Source organism: Kitasatospora sp. NPDC059088 (assembly GCF_042738155.1).
In the GTDB taxonomy this organism is placed as follows: domain Bacteria; phylum Actinomycetota; class Actinomycetes; order Streptomycetales; family Streptomycetaceae; genus Kitasatospora.
Genome location: NZ_JBHYGR010000024.1, coordinates 73,705 through 91,286 on the forward strand (window position 1 = coordinate 73,705; position 17,582 = coordinate 91,286).

Genomic DNA, 17,582 nt, shown 5'->3' on the forward strand with positions numbered 1-17,582 from the left:
GGCGAACGGCGTACACCTCGCCGAGGTGTACGCCGTCACGCACCCACCCGACTACGTACAGCGCCACCAGGTCGCCGCCAGCACTCCATGCCGGCGGCGACCCTGCACCCTTCCGAGGGCTGCCCTGGCCTTCTGGACCGGCTCGCCCCCGCGGCGCCGCCGTCGCCAGAAGGTCATGGGAGACCCCGGACCCGCGGTCCCCTCCGCCTCACCCCGGAGGTCGTCATGACCCGAAAGACCCTCAACACCCGGCTCAACACCGCCGCCATGACCGCGTACGCGCTGGTCGGCCTCGGCGCGGGCATCGTCACCGAACTGCTGGACGCGCTGTGGCTGCGACGGCTCGGCGACATCACCGACCGACTTCACGCCTGGTCTCTCCGTCGCGCCGAGCGGCACCGCCTGATCAACGACTACGCCCACGGCGTCCTGGTCGTTCCCGGCCCGGACGGCGTCTACCTGCCCCACGGCAACACCTGCGATGTCCTTCCATGGACGCCGCTCGACCAGGCCCGAACGGGCCACCTGGCCGGCATCTGCTGCCCGGCCGACACCCCGCTGGAAGCCTGCCCCGCAGTGCAGGAAGCCGCCATCGCCGACGACCCCAAGGTCCTTGAGGCGATCGAGGCCGACCTGCTGAGCCGCTTCAAGGACCTGGACGCCCAGCTCGGCGGTCCCGTTGTCCGGCCCGGCGACGCCGGGGGCCCCAGCACCGGGTGAACCGGAAGCCCCGAAGCGGGCCCCACCTGGCCAGCCACCGGCCAGCCAAAGGAGTCCGGGCTACGGCGCAGCGGCGACGTTCGCGCAGCCGTCATCGCGCACGCGGGCCCTGACCCAACCGATGTTCAGCCTGTCCCGGTCGTCGGGACGGGCTCCGACCTGCACTGAGGAGCTGATGACCATGGACTGGCGCCACCGCGCTGTCTGCCGCGAAGAGGACCCGGAGCTGTTCTTCCCGATCGGGAACACCGGCCCGGCGCTTCTTCAGATCGAAGAGGCCAAGGCCTGCTGCCGTCGATGCCCGGTGATGGAGATGTGCCTCCAGTGGGCGCTGGAGACCGGGCAGGACGCCGGTGTCTGGGGCGGGATGAGCGAGGACGAGCGGCGCGCGATGAAGCGCCGGGCTGCCCGCAACCGGGCCCGCCGCTGATGGCAGCGCTCCCGTTCAACAGGACCGCCGAGGCGATCGAGCGCGGCCGGGCCGCCGCCGACCACTTCGGGCTGCACCAACCCGACTGGGCTGCGGTGCGGTCCGCCGTGGAGCAGCCGGGTCTGCGCTCGAGGTCGCTGGCCGCCGCGCTGCGGTTGCTGGCGGCGGCCCGGGAGCTCGACGACCCGGGCTTCGCCCGGATCCACGAGCGCCTGCGGACGGCGTTCCGTGCGGAGGCCCGGCTGGTCCGGTGGGTCCGCTGGTACGCCGTCGCGGTGCTGCGTCACGGGCACTCGGGCGTGTCCTCGAACACCGAGCTGCACCGCTATCTGGTCCGTCTGGAGCGCTACGGCTTGCTTCTGCTCACCGACCGGCGGCCCGAGGGGGTCGCCGGGTTCGCGCGGCTGAGTTTGGGCCTGATCCACCACCTGATCAGCGGGACGGATCTGCCCCGCTGATGCCCGCTCTGCAACGGGCCCGGCCGAGCATCCGGCCCCCGCCGCTCGGCCGCCGCCCTCCACCGCTTCCCAGCTTCGGCCCGACTCGGGCCACCGACTCAGGAGAACCATGTCCACCCCCGCTCTGCTTGCCCAGTCCGACCCCGGTTTGCTGTCCGTCCTCCACGGACTGCTGCCGTCGCCCAACTGGCTGGCCGCGCACGTCGACGTGCTGGCCGGCTCCGCCGTCGCCGCGGCCACGGCGATCCTGCTGGTGGTGCGGTGGCGCCAGGCCGAGAAGGCCTACCTGGAGGAACTGGAGCTCACCGAGGAGGAGATCGCCCAGCGCAGACTCCGCTCCGACACCCGAGGTCGCCGCCGGGAGGACATCTGGACGGTCCTGGTGGCCTCCGCCGCCGCCGGTCTCTCCTCGACCGGGCTGCGGAAGATGGGCCGGGATCTGATCGGCTTGCCCAGCCCGTGGGACTGGATGCCGTTCGTGGCGTTGGACGTCGCGGCGTACGTGTGCGGGATGCGGGCTCGGCGCCGCTCGCGCAACGGCCAGTCGCCGGGCATCAGCGGCGCGCTGGTGTGGGTGTTCGCGCTGATCTCCTCCGCGTTCAGTGCCAGCGAGGGCGCGCACCTGAGGGAGAGCATCGCCAGGGCGCCCTGGCCGATCATCGCGGCGGTGCTTTTCGAGCTCGGTTCGCTTGAGGAGCGAACGGCCGCCCGCGAGTTGGCCAGGCGTGCCGGGGACTGGCTGGACCGCCGGATCAGGCTGGTGCGGATGCTCCACCCCGTCGAGTGGGTGAAGGTGGCGCTTGCGTTGGCCGCCGACGAGAACATGTCCCAGGCCGACGCCACCCGCAGGGTCCGCATCCAGACCGCCGCCGACCGGCTCTACCGGGTCCGGCAACTGGACGGGCAGAACGAGGACGGCAAGAAGCCCGGGTGGTTCTCCGCGCGCTGGCGTGAACGGGCCGTCCGGCGCGCGCAGGCCGCCCAGGCGCGGCTCAGCTTGCCGGACCAGGTCTACGTCCTGGCCGGCCTTGAGCGCCTGGTGCGGACCCCGGAGACCGCCACCGTCGACTTCGCCAAGCGCAAGGAGGTCGAAGCGGCCCAGCGCAGCTTCCTCACCGTCACCGACCCGGCGGGTACCGCCGACCTGGTACCCACCCTGTACCCGGGTACGGGCCTGTACTCGGGAACGCAGGACCGTACCCAGCCCGGTGTACCCGGCACCCCTGCGGATACGGCCTCCGAGTCCAGCCCCGTACTCGCCTCGCACCCGGGTACAGCGACGACGGGTACAGGTACATCGGACCCGTACCCGGGTACGGGCCAGCCGGGTACGGCCCTGTACCCGGGTACCGCAACGGCGGGTACGGGTACACCGGCCCGTACCTGGGCGCCCGGCGACCCGTACTCGGGTACGGGCGGAACGGGTACGACAGACCAGGCCGACGCGCACCCGGGTACGGCAACAGCGGCTACCTCCACGGGCCCTGACGCCGTACCCGGCGAGAATCCGCAGGTCAGCCCGAGTACATCCGCCCCGGAAGCGGGTACGCACGACGGAGCGGGTACGCACGCGGGTACCGCGCACCGCGGCCCGTTCGAGCCGGACAGCGTGTACGAGTACGGGAACAACACCTCCGGTACCAGCACGGGTACGGACACCGACGCGACCCCGCACGGCGCAGGTACGGACACCGGCCCCCACGAGGAGCCCGCGGGTACCGGCGGCAGCGCCCTGGACGACGAGGCGATGGCCGCCAAGCTCCTGCCGTACTTCGACGAGGACGGCGCGCTCAGCCTCGGCATCCGCGACGTCAAGAACATGTTCCGCGTCGGCCAGCCGCGTGCCCAGCGGGTCATCGACCTGGCCGCGGCGAAGCTGCGGACCCCTGCGGCCGGGCGGGACGCCCAGTCCGAGGACCAGGCTGCGACGACGATCCCTTCCTCTGGCCCGGACGTCGCCGCGGCGCAGCCCATGCCCGCCGAGCGGCGGGAATTCGCTGATGCTGCGGCTTGACTGCTCCGGCCCTCGTCCGCAGGGCGGCCGCTTCGCGTGGCCGTTCTGCTCGCTCTCCTGGGACGTCGTCCCCGTGCCCCGCCTACGCGGCAACTGACCACGGGAAACCGCCGGGGCCCGGCCACTGGGGCCGGGCCCGCTCGGCGCAGCCGGCGCCCGCTCAGGCCCGGCTTCACGGGCCCGAGCGCCCCCTCTTTGCCAGTCCTGACCGTTGGCCGGCACACCCCATAACGACTACAGAGAGTGAAGGTTCTGCTGTGCATGCTGTCCTCGAGTTCCTTGCCTGCGCGGGCGTGGCGGGTGGGGCAACAGGCGTGAGCCTGCTGGTGATTCCGCCGATATCGGCCCGGATCCGCGTCCGACAGGAGGCCGCCGAGGAAGCGGAACTAGCCCTGGAGACGCCCTCCGACCCGCCCCCGCTGGTTCTCCCAGAGGCCCGCCCGAAGCCCGTTCCGCTGCTCCGTTCCAGCACGAACGGCTCGGCTCGCGCCGCCTGACGGACCCATTCCGTGGTGGGGGGGGCGCCCCGCCCGGGCCCCCGCCCCACGGCCGGAACGACGGCCGGACCGGCGGGTTTCAGGCCGTAACCGTACCGACCGGTACGGTCGGTGGGCTGCGCCTGAACCCCGACCGGGGTGGGCGCCGTAGAGCGGGACGGAACGGGACGGGGGAGGAACGCCGGATGGAAGCGGACGGGCCGGAGGTGCGGGAGTACATCGCGGCCCTGGTGCAGATGGGCGCACCGGTGGTGCCGGGGCCGTCCGGGCTGGCGGTGCCGGCCTGCGGCGCGGCCGAGGTGACGGCCGTCGCCCGGCGGCTGGCGCTGGGGGTGCTGCCGGAGCGCCAGCGGCGCGCGGAACCCACCCCCGGGCTGCTGGGCCTGGCCCGGGCGCTGGTGGTGGACGAGCACCCCTCCGCACCGGGGTGGACGGTGGCCGAGCGCGAACGGCTGGCCGGCTGGGTCGCGGTGCTGATCGAGCACCGGGGCGAGGACGGGGTGCAGGACCTGGTGGAGGCGCTCAACGGCGGCCCGGCGGCACCCGGCACGGACTGAGCCCGGCGCGGCCTCCCCGGCACGACGGGGCGGCACCCGGCGCCGCGCCGGGTGCCGCCCGGTCCGGGCGTTGGCGGATCGTTGGCAGGTCCTTGGCGGCGCCCGGCAGGCTGATGTCTACCGCCACGGGGGATGTCCGGCGGAAGCCCTGCCATGTGCCCTTGCCCGACCTGAGAGGTAGCGCGTGTCGAAGCAGTCCGTCGCTCCGCCCACGTCCGTCGCCCAGCCGCCCGCGGGCCCCCCTGCCGACCCCGTCGCGGTGCCGGAGCCGGCCCCGGTCCGACGGACCCTTGACCCCGACACCCTGGCCGAGATCCACCGGCTGCACGGCGGCTACCTGTTGCGCGCCCTGCTGCGCAACACCGGTGGCGACCGCGGCAAGGCCGAGGACATCCTCCAGGAGACCCTGCTGCGCGCCTGGCAGCACCCGGAGGCCCTGGCCGCCGGCCCGGAGCACAGCCGCCCCTGGCTGTTCACCGTCGCCCGCCGGATCGCGATCGACCACTACCGGATGGCCGCCGCCCGCGCCCAGGAGGCCATCGGCGAGCCGGTGGAGGACCGCCCGCTCGCCGACGACCCGTACGAGCAGGTGGTGGTCGCCCGGGACATCGCGCTGGCGCTGCGGCGGGTGCAGAAGCACCACCGCGAGGTGCTGGTCGAGCTGCACCTCAAGGACCGCTCGGTGCTGGAGGCCTCGGCGCAGCTGGGGGTGCCGCCGGGGACGGTCAAGTCCCGCAACTTCTACGCCGTCCGGGCCCTGCGGCCGGTGCTGGCGGCCGAGCACGGGTACGCGCCGGCCACCGGCTGAACCCCTGGCCCAACAACCCCCGGCTGATCCCTCCGGCCGAACCCTCGGTAGGACTCCGGGGGACGGCCGTCGGGTGAGCGCTACGCGACCGGACCGTCCACGGCGGTCCGGTCGCTGCCGGGTGCGCTGCCGGGTACGCCGCCCGGCGGCCCGCCGGGCGCGCACCCGGCCTCCGGCCCGTCCCCGGCGCGCAGGCTGAGCGAGGCCTCCAGACCGGCCGTGAACTCGCTGCGGTGCCCGGCCAGCCGGTCGTGCCGGCGGAAGCGCTCCAGCGCCGAGGCCAGCCGCTCGCGCACCTGCGGCGCGCGGCCCCGGGCCACCAGGTGGGCCGCGTAGGACTGTTCGGTGACCGCGTGGAGGTAGAGCAGGCCCGCCTCCTCGCAGGCGGCCAGCAGCCGGTGCCAGGCCAGGTCCGCGGCGTGGTCCCGGACGGTCGGCGGCAGGGCCTGCGCCTCGGTCAGCAGCGACCACAGGTGCACCTGGGTGACCGGGCGGGGCGGCAGCAGCTCCCGGGCCTCCTGGGACAGCCGCTGGGCGGCCGTCGGATCCCCGGTCGCCAGACTCACCCAGCCCTGGTGGACCAGGGCGTCGACCAGCCGCTTCCGGTCGCCCGACCGGACGGCGAGCGCGGTCGCCTCCGCCGCCAGCCGCTGCGCCCCGGCGGAGTCCCCGAGCATCGCGGTGACCAGGGCCAGCGAGGCCTGTGCCCGCACCCGCGCCGAGGCGGCGGCCGGCCCCTCGGCGGACTCGGCGGCCGCCACCGCGCGCCGGGACGCCTCGGCCGACTCGTGCCGGCGCTCCAGGGCGACCAGTGCCTGGGCTCGGCAGTTGTGCAGGAACGCCACCGCGACCGGGTCCGCGCAGCGCTCCGCCGCCGCCAGGCCGACCTCGGCGCGGGCCAGCCAGTCGGTGAAGCGGCTGGCGCCGTAGTACAGCGAACCGGTGGTCAGGGCGAGCCGCCAGGCCCGGCCGGGGTCGCTGACGGCGGCCTCGTCGATCAGCGCCCGCAGGGCGGGCTCCTCGGCGCGGAACCAGTCGAGCGCGGTGCGGATGTCCACCACGGGCGGGACGGCCTGCGGGCTCCGGGCGGGCACCCCGGCGTCCTCCTGGCCGGGGTCGAGGTAGCCGCCGCAGTGCTGCAGCGCGGCCTGGTAGTGGTCCAGCAGCCGGGCGCGGGCCTGCTCGCGGAGCTGCTCGGGCTGTTCGGCGAGCAGCTGGACGCCGAACAGCCGGACCAGCTCGGTGCGGTGGTAGCGGCCCGGGGCGGTGCCGGTGAGCAGATGCCGGGAGGCCAGCTCGCCGAGCGCCCGGTGGGCGGTGGCCGGGTCGGTGTCGAGCAGGGCGGCGGCCGCCTGGCCGTCCACCTCCGGGCCCGGGTGGACGGCCAGCAGGGCGAGCAACCGGGCTGCCGACGGCGGCAGTTGGCGGTGGCTGAGGAGCAGCTGCTGGCGCAGGCCGGTGCGCTCGTCGAGCTCCAGGGCGGCCAGCCGGCCCTCCTCGTCGGCCAGGTCGGCGACCAGCGCGGCGACCGTCCACTCCGGGTGGGCGGCCAGCCGCGCGGCGGCGATCCGCAGGGCGAGCGGCAGGCCCTCGCAGAGCCGGACGAGTGCGGTGGCGGCGGACGGTTCGGGGCGCAGCCGGTTCGGCGTCAGCAGGTGCTCCAGCAGGGCCAGGGCGTCGTCCTCGGGCAGCGCGGTCAGCCGCAGCAGGGCGGCGTCGTCGGTGGCGACCAGCTTCTCCAGGGAGCAGCGCGCGGTGACCACGGCGGCGCAGCCCGGCCCCTCGGGCAGCAGGTCGGCGAGCTGGTCGGCGTCGGCGGCGTCGTCCAGGACGACCAGCAGCCGGCGGCCCCGGGTGCGCTCGCGGTAGAGCGCCGCACGGCCGGCCCGAGTGGGCGGGAGGGCGCACTCCGGGACGCCGAGGGCGCGCAGGAAGCGGCCCAGGACGGCGCCGGGCTCGGCCGGCCCGGCCGGGTCGAGGCCGCGCAGGTCCGCGTACAGCCGGCCGTCCGGGTAGCGGTCGGCGGCCCGGTGGGCCCAGGCGGTGACCAGGGCGCTCTTGCCGGTCCCGGCGGGGCCGACCACCAGGGCCGGTCCGTCGGTGGCCCGGTCGGGGGCGCAGGCGCGGTCCAGCCAGCGGAACTCGGCGGTGCGGCCGATCAGTTCCACGCGCAGCCCGGGCAGCTGCCGGGGGACCGTCGGGAGCGGTCCGGCGGGCGGGGGAAGGGACCCGCCGGCCGCGGCCGGCACCGGGACGGCCGCCGGGGCCGCGGCCGGTACCGCGACCGGCGCCGGCCGGTCGTCCGCCAGCACCTCGGCGAACGCCGCCCGCAGCGCCGGCCCGGGCCGGATGCCCAGCTCGCGGTCCAGCCGCAGCCTGGTCCGGTGGTAGGCGCTCAGCGCCTCCGCGGGCCGTCCGGCCTGGTGCAGACAGCGCATCAGCAGCGCCACCAGCTCCTCGCGCAGCCCGTCCCGCCGGACGCTCTGCTCCAGCAGCGGCACCGCCGCCGCCCCCGCGCCCTGCCCCAGCCGCAGCGCGGACCACCGGAGCAGGGCCGCCGTCGCGGACTGCTTCAACTGCTCCGCGGTCGCGGCCCGCAGGGGGGTGTCCGGCAGGTCTGCCAGCGCCTCCCCGCGCCACAGCCACAGCGCCTCCTCCAGCAGCGCGACCGCCTCCCCGTCCGCACCCCGGTCGGCGCGGTCGGCGGCCCGCCCGGCCAGCCCCGCGAACCGCAGCGCGTCCACCTCCTCGGCCGGCCCGCTCAACAGGTAGCCGTGGGCCCGGGTGTGCAGCTCGAACGGGGTGTCGGCGAGCACCTTGCGCAGCGCCGCGACGTGCCCCTGCACCGCCGCCCGGGCGCTGGCCGGCGCCCGCTCGCCCCACAGCAGCTCGCAGAACTGGTCCATGCCGACCACCTGCCCCAGCCGCAGCGCCGACAGTGCCAGCACCGCGCGCCGCTGCGACCCCGCCAGCGTGGCGAGGCCGCCCGCCGCGAGCCGAAGCTCCACCGGCCCGAGCAGCCGAATCCGCACCCGTACCCCCACCTCGTCCCGCCCGATGATCCGACGGCGGCCCCCGGGACGGAGCAGTCGTCCTGCGCGCACCGGCCCGGTTCGTGCCCGGACGCTCGTCGCCGCGCGGGCCGCCAGGGGTACAGAGTCCCGGGAGGGGCCGGATGGTTGCCTGGGGGCGTGTCCGGGAGTCCCGCCCGCCCCGTAGCGCCCCGCGGCCGCCGGTTGCCGCGGCGGTGCCCGGGCCGGATAGCGTGCGGGCATGGACGAGCACTCCGAGAGACACGTGAACGCCCGGTACGAGCGGCTGGCCCAGCGGGTCCGCGACGAACTCGCCGCCGCCGGGCTGCCGGTGACGGCCCCCGGCCTGCACCGCGGCCTCGCCACCGGCGCCGAGGTCCGGGTCAGCACCTGGAACCAGCACTTCGGCGCGGCGGACCCGGAAGTGCTGGTCAGCTGGCACGTCAGCCCCCGTCTGCGCGGCCGGGCCGGGGAGGAGGCGCAGCAGGCCGACGGGGAGACCCCGGCGGTCCGGCAGTCGGGCGAGGCCCAGACCGCGATGGCCACCGCGATGATCGCGATCCTCACGGCGGCCGGCTACACCGCACGCGACCACGGCAACGAGTACGCGCCGTTCGACGTCCAGGTCCTCGCCGGGCCCGAGCGCCGGACCGCACCGGCCTGGGCCGACCGCGAACCGGCCCCGGGCGGGCCGGCCGACGGGCCCGGGAACTGAACCGGGCAGGGCCCGGGAACTGAACCGCTCGGGCCCGCCCCGTCGTCCCTCCCTACGGGGGCGACGGCGCGGCACCGGAGGCCGACGACCCCCGACGGGAAGGGGAGCATGGAGATCGAGCTGCTCGGGCCGATGACGGTCCGGCGGGCGGACGGCACGGTGGTCACCCCCTCGGCCCCGAAGCGGCGCGCGCTGCTGGCGGCGCTGGCCGTCCGGCTGAACCAGCCGGTGGGCGCCGAGGAACTGATCGAACTGGTCTGGGACGGCGCCGCACCGCCCACCGCCCGGGCCGCCCTCCAAGGGCACGTGGCCGCGCTGCGCCGCCGACTGGACGACCCCCGGCTGGTGCTGGGCACCCGCGGCGGCGGGTACGTCCTGGAGGGTGACGCGGACCGGGTGGACCTGGTCCGCTTCGGCGCGCTGCACGACCGGGCCGGGGTGCTGCTGCCCGGCTCCGCCGCCCGGCTCGGCGCCGACGATCCGGCCGTCCCGCTGCTGCGCGCCGCCCTCGACCTGTGGCGCGGCCCGGCGCTCGCCGACTGCGGCTCCGAGCTGCTGCGCACCCGCACCCTCCCGGCCCTCACCGACCTGCGGCTGCGCACCCTGGACCGGCTGGCCCAACGGCTGCTGCTGGCCGGCCGCGGCGGTGAACTGGTGGCCGAACTCGGCGCGGCCGCCGACGCCCACCCGGGCCGCCAGCCGCTGGCGGCCCGGCTGGTCCAGTGCCTGGAGCAGGCCGGCCGCGGCCTGGAGGCCCGGGCCCGGTACGACCACGCGCTGACCCGGCTGTCCGGCCCGCCCGGTCCGGAACTACGCATGGCCGGCGAGCAGTTGGCCCGCCACGCCCCGCCCGACCGGCGCTTCGTCGGCCGCAGCGCCGAACTCGCCGGCCTGCACGAGGCCCTGGCCGTCGCCGCCCGGACCGGCCGTCCGATCCTGGTGACCGGCCCGGCCGGAGCGGGCAAGACCGCTCTCGTCCAGCACTGGGCGGCGCAGCGCTTCCCGGACGGCGTGCTCCGCGCCGACCTGCGCGGCACCCACCCGGACGGGCCGCGCGAACCCGCGGACGTCCTGGCCGGGTTCCTCACCGACCTCGGCGTCGCCCCCGAGGCCGTCCCCGCCGGGCTGGAGGAACGCGCCGCCCGCTACCGCGCCCTGCTCGCCGACCGCCGGATCCTGATCCTGTTGGACGACGCCGCCGACCACCCGCGGCTCGCCCCGCTGCTGCCCGGCCGGCCCGCGACGGTCGGCTCCGTCCTGGGCCCGGTCGCCGTCGTCACCAGCCGCGACCGGCTGCGCGCACTGCTGCTCCACGAGGACGCCCTGGCGCTGCCGCTCGGCCCGCTCAACGCCCAGGACGCCCGCGCGCTGCTCGCCCGCGCCCTCGGCCCGGACCGCCCCGCCACCGCCCCGCGGACCGCCGCCGAACTCGACGAACTCGCCGAACGCTGCGACCGCCTGCCGCTGGCCCTGCGCCTGGCCGCCGCCCGCCTGGCCGCCCGCCCGGACTGGACCCCGGGGGACCTCGCCGCCGAACTCGCCGACGAGCAGACCGGCCTGACCGCCCTGGCCGGCGTCGGCGGCGGGCCCGACCCGAGCGGCATCATCGCCGCCCTGGACCGCACCTACCGGACCCTGCCGCCCGCCGCCGCCCGGCTGTTCACCCTGCTGGGACTGCACCCCGGCGCGGTGATCGACACCGCCACCGCCGCCGCGCTCGCCGACCTGCGGCCCGCCGCCGCCCGCACCCTGCTGACCGCGCTCGACGCCGTCCACCTGCTCGCCGAGACCGCACCCGGCCACTACGCCCGCCGCGAGCTGGTCCGCCGCTACGCCGCCGGGCAGGCCGCCGAACTGGACTGCGAGGAACGGTTCGGCGCCCTCGACCGGCTGATCGCCCACTACCTGGAGCTGACCGCCCCGTGGGGCCCGGACGGCAGCGGCGACGGCATCGGTGGCGACATCGGTGGCGCCGCCGGTGGCGACGGAGCCCGGCCGGCGGCCTGGTTCCGCCGGGAGGAGAGCGCGCTGCACGCCGTCGTCCTGTGCGCCGAACAGTACGGGCGCACCGGCGCCGCCTGGCTGCTCGCCCACCGGATCGGCCGGCTGTACGAACTGTCCGGGGACACCGGCGGCGAGGACCGGGCGCACCGGCGGGCCGTCGCCGAGACCGGGCTGCGCGCCGCGAAGGCCGCCCGGGACGACGCGGCGCTCGCCCGGCTGGGCACCGACCTGGCCGTCCTGCACGTCCACCGGGCGGCCCACCGCACCGCCCTGGAGCAGCTCGGCGCCGCCGTCGCGGCCGCCGACCGGGCCGGGGACGCGCTGCTGCGCCACCACTGCCGCAGCCGGGTGGCGGCCGCCCTGGCCCGGGCCGGGCAGTACGACCGGGCGGTGCCGCTGCTCACCGAGCTGGTGACCGCCGCCCGGGCCCCGGCCACCGGGCACCTGCTGGTCGGGGCGCTCACCGAACTCGCCGAGGCCCTGGTGCGGGTCGGCGCCCCGGAGCGGGCGCTGGCGCACGCCGACGAGGCGGTCCGGATCGCCACCGACCGTACGGCCCGGGGGCGTTCGGGCCCCGCCCGGCCGGGCGCGGAGCGTTCCGGCACCGGCGAGGGGGTCCGGACCGACCGCGCGGCGGTGCTCGCCACCCACGGCCGGGCCCGCGCCCTGCATGCCCTCGGCCGCCGGGACGCGGCGCTGTCCTCGGCCCGGCTCGCCGTCGCCCTCGGCCGCACCGTCGGCGACCCGGCCGTGGAGGCGCGCTCGCACGGGCTGCTCGCCGACCTGCTGTTCGCGCTCGGCCGCAGCGTCGAGGGGACGGAGGCCCGACGGCAGGAACGGGCGCTGGCCGCGGGGGAGCGCTGAGCGGCGCTCAGGGGGCCGCTGGGGCCCCGGCGGGGTCGAGGAAGTGGTCGGGGGAGTGGTCGGGGGAGTGCACAACTGCCTCCCCTGGCAACGGGGTAGGCGGAACTACAGGCGGTTCCGCTGGGCGGTTCCGCCCGCCGGGCGCCCGTCCCTCCCACATCCCCGCAGGCCGCGGCCGGGTACGCGCGGTCCGTCCCACGGGGCATACTTCTGCCTGAGACGATCTGCCCGGCGTGCGGCCCGGCAGAACTGCGGCGGAACTGCGCGAGCGCGGACCAGCGGACCAGGGGGCGGGGCGGGCAGATGGTGGTTGCGAGCGGGACCGGGGAGTTCGGCCATCTGCTGGCCGGCCACCGGGTGACGGCCGGGCTGACCCAGGAGGACCTGGCGGCCACCGCCGGGGTCAGCCTGCGGGCCCTCGGGGACATGGAGCGCGGCCGCACCCGAGGACCGCAGCGGCGTACCGTGCAGGCGCTGGCCGCCGCCCTGGGCCTGGACGGCCCGCAGACCGCCGCGCTGGAGCGGGCCGCCCAGTCCGGCCGCCCCCGGGGCGTGCGGCAGGTGCCCCCGCAGGGCCCGGCGACCGGCGCCGCGAGCCCGGCGGCCACCGGCCCCGGCGGACCGGCCGCCGACCCTGCCGGACCGTCCGCAGGGCCGCACCGGGCCGCCGGGGCGCCCGGGCCGGGTACGGCCCCGGACCAGGCACCGCCCGGCGGCCCCGGGCCCCGGACCGACCCGCCGGTGCCCGGAGCCCTCGCCCTGCCGCGCGACCTCGCCGACTTCACCGCCCGCGAGCAGGCCCTCGCCGACCTCGCCGCCCTCACCGCGGACCGGCACCCCGCCCACCCCCGGGTGGTGCTGATCAGCGGCCAGCCCGGCCTGGGCAAGACCGCCTTCGCCCTGCACGCCGCCCACGCCCTCGCCCCGGCCTTCCCGGACGGCCAGCTCTCGCTGGACCTCGGCGGCATGGCCGCCACCCCGCTGCCCGCCCGGGAGGCGCTCGGCCAGGTGCTGCGCGCCCTCGGGGTCAAGGACGGCGCGGTGCCCGCCGGGACGGAGGAACGGGCCGGACTGTTCCGCGCCCTGGTGCGCGACCGACGGCTCGTCCTGGTGCTGGACGACGCCGTCGACGAGAGCCAGGTGCGCCCGCTGCTGCCCGGCGTCGGCCCCGCCGTCACCATCGTGACCAGCCGGCACGCGCTGCCCGGCCTGGAGGCCGTGCACCGGCTGCGGCTCGACGTGCTCTCCCCGGTCGAGGCCACCGCCCTGCTGGCCCGGATCGCCGGGCCGGAACGGGTCGAGGCCGCACCGGCCGCCGCCGCGGACCTGGCCCGGCTGTGCGGCTACCTGCCGCTCGCGCTGCGGATCGCCGGGCAGCGGCTGGTGGCCCGGCCGCAGCAGCCGGTGGCCCAACTGACGCGCCAGCTCGCCGCCGAGGAGAACCGCCTGGACCTCCTGGAGACCGGGGACCTGGCGGTCCGTCCGGCCTTCGAGCTGTCCTACCGCAGGCTGCCGGCCGAAGCCCGGCTGGTGCTCCGGCGCTGCGCACTGACCGCCGGGCAGGACTTCACCGCGGCCGTCCTGGCGCACTACGCGGGGCTGTCGGCCGGGCGCACCGAGCTGCTCCTGGAGCAGCTCGTCGACGCCGGCCTGGTGCAGCCCGCCACCCCGGAGCGCTACCGGCTGCACGACCTGGTGCGGCTGTACGCGGGCGAGCGGCTGGCCGCCGACGAGCCGGCCGGGGCCGTCGCCGAGGCCCGTACCGAGGCCGGGCGCCGGCTGCTGCGCGAGGCGGCCGGGCACGGCCTGCGCTTCGACCCGGACGCCTCGGCCGACGCCTCCGCCGGTGGTTCCGCCGACGATCCGGCGCTGCTCCTCACCGAGTCGGCCCGCTGGCTGGAGGAGGAGCACCCGGAGTGGCTGGCCGCGCTCTACCGGGCCCAGCGGGAGGGCCGCCACCGGGAGGTGATCGACACCGCCGAGGCCATGCACTGGTTCTCCGACCGGCTGCTGAGCTGGGACCTCTGGGGCGAGGTGTTCCAGCTGTCGGTGGACGCCGCCCGGGCCTGCGGCGACCGGCGGGCCGAGGCGGTGCACGTGAACTACCTGGCCTGGACGTACACCACCTGTCTGCACCGCTACCAGCGCGGCATCGAACTCGCCGGTGAGGGGCTGGAGTTGGCCCAGGAGCTGGGCGACCGCGAGCAGCAGGGCTGGGCGCTCACCTACCTCGGCTCCGGGCTTCGGCAGCTGCAGCGCCACCGGGAGGCGAGCGAGAGCTACCAGCGGGCGGCGGACGCCTTCGCCGAGGTCGACAACCGGGCCGCGATGATCGGACGGCTGGTCACCCTGCGCGGGGCGGCGACCTGTCTGCGCGAGCTGGGCCGGGCCGAGGAGGCGGTGGACGTCCGCCGCCGCGCGCTGGCCGGCGCGCTGGAGCTGGTGGAGCGCTGGTCCTCGCCGCTCATGCACCTGCTGGCGGCCATGACGGCGCACGAACTCGGCCAGGACCGGGCGGCGTTGAGGCGCTGGCCGGCCGCCGAGAAGGCCTACCGGCAGGCCCTGGTGCACTACGAGGCGGTCGGGCGCCCGGACAGCATGACCAAGGCGCTGACCGAGCTGGGCACCGCGCTGATCGAACAGGGGCGGGCGGACGAGGCCCGCGAGATCCTCACCGATGCGCTCACCGACCTGAGCACGGACGGCCGCCCGGGCCGGGCCGTCGCGCTGTAGCGACGGTCCGGCCCGGGCGGCGGATCACTGTCGGACCAGCACCGGGTCCGGGGTCAGATCCGGGTGTCCTCGACCACCGGCAGCAGCCCCTGGTCGTGCTGGACGGTCCGCTGGTTCTGCTGGGCCGGGGCGTTGTTGGTGCGCGGCGCCACCTTCACCGGCTTCTTCCCGCAGAACGCCGGCTCCAGCGCGTTCATCAGGCCCTGGGTGACCGAGCCGTTGTTGGAGGCGTTGGCGAAGACCACCACCGAGCGCTTCCCGTCCGGGGTGGCGAAGGACTGGGTCTGGAAGCCCTGGACGATGCCGCCGTGGCCGTACACGTCGCCGCAGGTCAGCGAGATGCGGCGCAGGCCCAGCCCGTAGGAGATCTTGGCGGTCGGGGTGGGGATCGCGGCCTCCATCTGGCGCAGCGAGTCGTCGGAGACGAGCCCGCCGTTGTCGCCGGCCATCAGCGCGCCGAGGAAGCGGTCGAGGTCCGAGGCGGTGGAGATGACGGCGCCGGCGGCCCAGACCCAGGAGCCGTTCTGCTCGGTGGAGTCCAGCAGCGGCTTGGTGCGGTCGTCGTTGGTGAGGTAGCCGGTGACGTGGGCGCCCTCGATCCGCTGGTCCGGGACGACGAAGGAGGTCTGGGTCAGGCCGAGCGGCTCGATGATCCGCTCGCGCAGCACGTCGGCGTAGGGGCGGCCGGTGAGGTTCTCGACGGCCATGCCCATCAGCACGAAGTCGGTGTTGGAGTAGGAGTAGCGGCTGCCCGGGGTGTACTGCTGCCCGTGCTTGACGGACATGGCGACCATCTGGGCGGGGGTGTAGACCGTGCTGCGGATCCGGGCCTCGAAGGCGGCGGTGGTCTCCTCGCCGGCCTGCTCCAGCAGGTCGTTGGTGTGGTCGTAGATGCCGGCCCGGTGCTCCATCACCTGGCGGCCGGTCATCGTCCAGTCGGCCGGGAGGGTGCCGGCCGGCAGGTAGTCGCGCAGCGGCTTGTCGAGGTCGATCCGGCCCTCCTGCGCCAGCTGCATCACGAGAACGGCGGCGAACATCTTGCTGTTGCTGCCGACCCGGAACCTCCACGCGGAGTTCATCGGGGTGCCGTCCAGGTCGGCCTTGCCGGCGGTCAGCGAGCGGGTCACGTCCTCCTCGCCGTGGTCGCGGATCACGGCGAAGGCGCCGGGGGCGCCGGCGGCGGCGGTGGCTTGAAGCGCGCTCTGCACCCCCGCGGTGTCGGGGGTGGGCAGGGCCGGGCCGTCCTGGCCGGCGGCCAGGGCGGGTACGGCTCCGGTGGCCGCCAGGACGGCAGCGGCGGCGGCCACCGCGAGCGGACGCAGCAGACGGGTCTTCGCCATGTTCCTCGGCTCTCTCGTGCGCTGACGCGGGGTCGGGTCGCGTCGGGTCGATGATCACTATCACCGGTCCGGGCGGCCGGTGGCAATGTGAACCTTCGTGCCCGCTTCGTCCGTTGCCGGGCCGTTTTGCCGGGACACGATCCGTTCTCCGGCCCGGGGGCAAGGTTTTACCTCCCGTCATCTACCCGCGTTGACCGCCGCGACCGCATGCTGTTCGGGCCGTTCCGTTCGGCGTGTCCACGTCGTCCACACGGGGCACGCCACCTGGCGCGCCCGCCCCCCGGTGCCGCCGTGCGCCGACTTCCCCCTCACCGACCACGGAGTCCCCATGCCCCTGGCCACCTTCGCGCGCCGTGCCGGCGCCCTGCTGCTCGTCGGCGCCGGCCTGATATCCGCCTCCGGCGCCGCCCACGCCGACGCCGTCACCGGCGCCTACTCGACGATCGTCTTCCCGGACCAGGACCACAGCGCGGTCTACGGCCTGATCAACTCGGCCACCAGGTCCGTCGACGTGACGATGTACGAGCTGCGCGACACCACGGCCGTGAACGCCCTGATCGCCCGGCAGCGCGCCGGCGTGCGGGTCCGGGTGATCCTGGACGGGAAGCACAGCTCGGTCAACGGCGCCGCCTACTCCGCGCTCAAGGCGGCCGGCGTCGGCGTGACGTACTCCTCCTCGGCGTTCGTCTACACCCACCAGAAGACCGTCACCGTGGACGGCGCCAAGTCGCTGATCCTGACCGGGAACCTGGACGCCACCTACTACTCCAGCAGCCGCGACTACGGGGTCGTCGACACCGACGCCAACGACGTCGCCGCGATCGAGCAGGTCTTCGCCGCCGACTACGCCAAGACCTCGATCACCCCCTCGGACGGCGACAACCTGGTCTGGTCGCCCACCGACTCGCAGGACCGCCTGCTGGCGCTGATCAACGGCGCCCAGACCTCGCTGGACGTCCAGGAGCTGGAGTTCGGCGACCCGGCCCTGGTCGACGCCGTCACCGCCGCCGCCAACCGCGGCGTCACCGTCCGCGTCGTCGGGATGAGCCCGGACACCTACGGCTCCTCCTTCGACGAGGTCACCGCGGCCGGCGCCAAGGTGGTCACCTACTCCTCGACCACCGGCCTGTACATCCACGCCAAGGCCATCGTCGCCGACTACGGCACGCCCACCGCCAAGGTGTTCGCCGGCTCGGAGAACTTCTCCGACAACTCGCTGAACAACAACCGCGAGCTGGGCCTGATCGTCTCCGACTCCGGGGTGCTCAGCACGATCGAGTCGACCTTCGCCACCGACTTCGCCAACGGCACGCCCTACTAGGGCCTGTCCGGCGGATCTTGCCAGGCGCGCGACGCCGGGCATCCCGCCTGGACGCACGCCCGAATCGCCCAAGTACGTCCAGTACGAGG

The 17,582-nt window shown here is 76.1% G+C and carries 12 protein-coding genes; 10 read left to right on the top strand and 2 right to left on the bottom strand.

Going from position 1 to position 17,582, the window contains the following annotated elements; genetic code table 11:
• The first annotated feature begins 225 nt into the window (after window positions 1–225).
• The 6 genes from ACFWXO_RS13800 to ACFWXO_RS13825 all read left to right on the top strand — a co-directional run bounded on the left by ACFWXO_RS13800 (window position 226) and on the right by ACFWXO_RS13825 (window position 5,484).
• Window positions 226–720: a hypothetical protein gene (locus tag ACFWXO_RS13800; RefSeq protein ID WP_380523976.1), complete on the top strand. Its 495-nt coding sequence runs from the start codon at window positions 226–228 to the stop codon at window positions 718–720.
• Between the two features lie 181 nt (window positions 721–901).
• Window positions 902–1,150, top strand: a complete 249-nt coding sequence (locus ACFWXO_RS13805; RefSeq protein WP_380523991.1) for a WhiB family transcriptional regulator — start codon at window positions 902–904, stop codon at window positions 1,148–1,150.
• Window positions 1,150–1,608 (top strand): hypothetical protein, encoded by a 459-nt coding sequence (locus ACFWXO_RS13810; protein ID WP_380523977.1) that lies wholly within the window; start codon window positions 1,150–1,152, stop codon window positions 1,606–1,608. The genes ACFWXO_RS13805 and ACFWXO_RS13810 overlap by 1 nt, the downstream gene beginning before the upstream one ends.
• Before the next feature lie 109 nt (window positions 1,609–1,717).
• Window positions 1,718–3,622, top strand: coding sequence for a hypothetical protein (locus tag ACFWXO_RS13815; RefSeq protein WP_380523979.1), 1,905 nt, complete (start codon window positions 1,718–1,720; stop codon window positions 3,620–3,622).
• Between the two features lie 682 nt (window positions 3,623–4,304).
• Complete coding sequence (locus ACFWXO_RS13820) at window positions 4,305–4,676, top strand: hypothetical protein (protein ID WP_375886647.1); 372 nt, start codon at window positions 4,305–4,307, stop codon at window positions 4,674–4,676.
• Between the two features lie 184 nt (window positions 4,677–4,860).
• A complete protein-coding gene (locus ACFWXO_RS13825; protein ID WP_375886650.1) occupies window positions 4,861–5,484 on the top strand; it encodes a sigma-70 family RNA polymerase sigma factor in 624 nt (207 codons plus the stop codon).
• An 80-nt stretch (window positions 5,485–5,564) separates the two neighbouring features.
• Here the strand turns inward: ACFWXO_RS13825 and ACFWXO_RS13830 are convergent, their stop codons facing one another.
• A complete protein-coding gene (locus tag ACFWXO_RS13830) occupies window positions 5,565–8,516 on the bottom strand; it encodes a BTAD domain-containing putative transcriptional regulator (RefSeq protein WP_380523981.1) in 2,952 nt (983 codons plus the stop codon).
• A gap of 241 nt (window positions 8,517–8,757) precedes the next feature.
• On the opposite strand from ACFWXO_RS13830, the gene ACFWXO_RS13835 reads away from it, so the two are divergent.
• The 3 genes from ACFWXO_RS13835 (at window position 8,758) to ACFWXO_RS13845 (ending at window position 14,832) form a co-directional block, all read left to right on the top strand.
• Complete coding sequence (locus tag ACFWXO_RS13835) at window positions 8,758–9,231, top strand: hypothetical protein (protein WP_380523983.1); 474 nt, start codon at window positions 8,758–8,760, stop codon at window positions 9,229–9,231.
• A 108-nt stretch (window positions 9,232–9,339) separates the two neighbouring features.
• Window positions 9,340–12,099, top strand: coding sequence for a BTAD domain-containing putative transcriptional regulator (locus tag ACFWXO_RS13840; protein ID WP_380523984.1), 2,760 nt, complete (start codon window positions 9,340–9,342; stop codon window positions 12,097–12,099).
• Between the two features lie 303 nt (window positions 12,100–12,402).
• Window positions 12,403–14,832 (top strand): ATP-binding protein, encoded by a 2,430-nt coding sequence (locus ACFWXO_RS13845; RefSeq protein WP_380523986.1) that lies wholly within the window; start codon window positions 12,403–12,405, stop codon window positions 14,830–14,832.
• Window positions 14,833–14,885: 53 nt separating this feature from the next.
• Here ACFWXO_RS13845 and ACFWXO_RS13850 read toward each other — a convergent pair whose 3' ends face one another.
• Complete coding sequence (locus ACFWXO_RS13850; protein WP_380523988.1) at window positions 14,886–16,172, bottom strand: serine hydrolase domain-containing protein; 1,287 nt, start codon at window positions 16,170–16,172, stop codon at window positions 14,886–14,888.
• Window positions 16,173–16,500: 328 nt separating this feature from the next.
• Between ACFWXO_RS13850 and ACFWXO_RS13855 the strand changes: the two genes are divergently transcribed.
• Window positions 16,501–17,493: a phosphatidylserine/phosphatidylglycerophosphate/cardiolipin synthase family protein gene (locus ACFWXO_RS13855; RefSeq protein WP_380523989.1), complete on the top strand. Its 993-nt coding sequence runs from the start codon at window positions 16,501–16,503 to the stop codon at window positions 17,491–17,493.
• The last annotated feature ends 89 nt before the right edge of the window (window positions 17,494–17,582 follow it).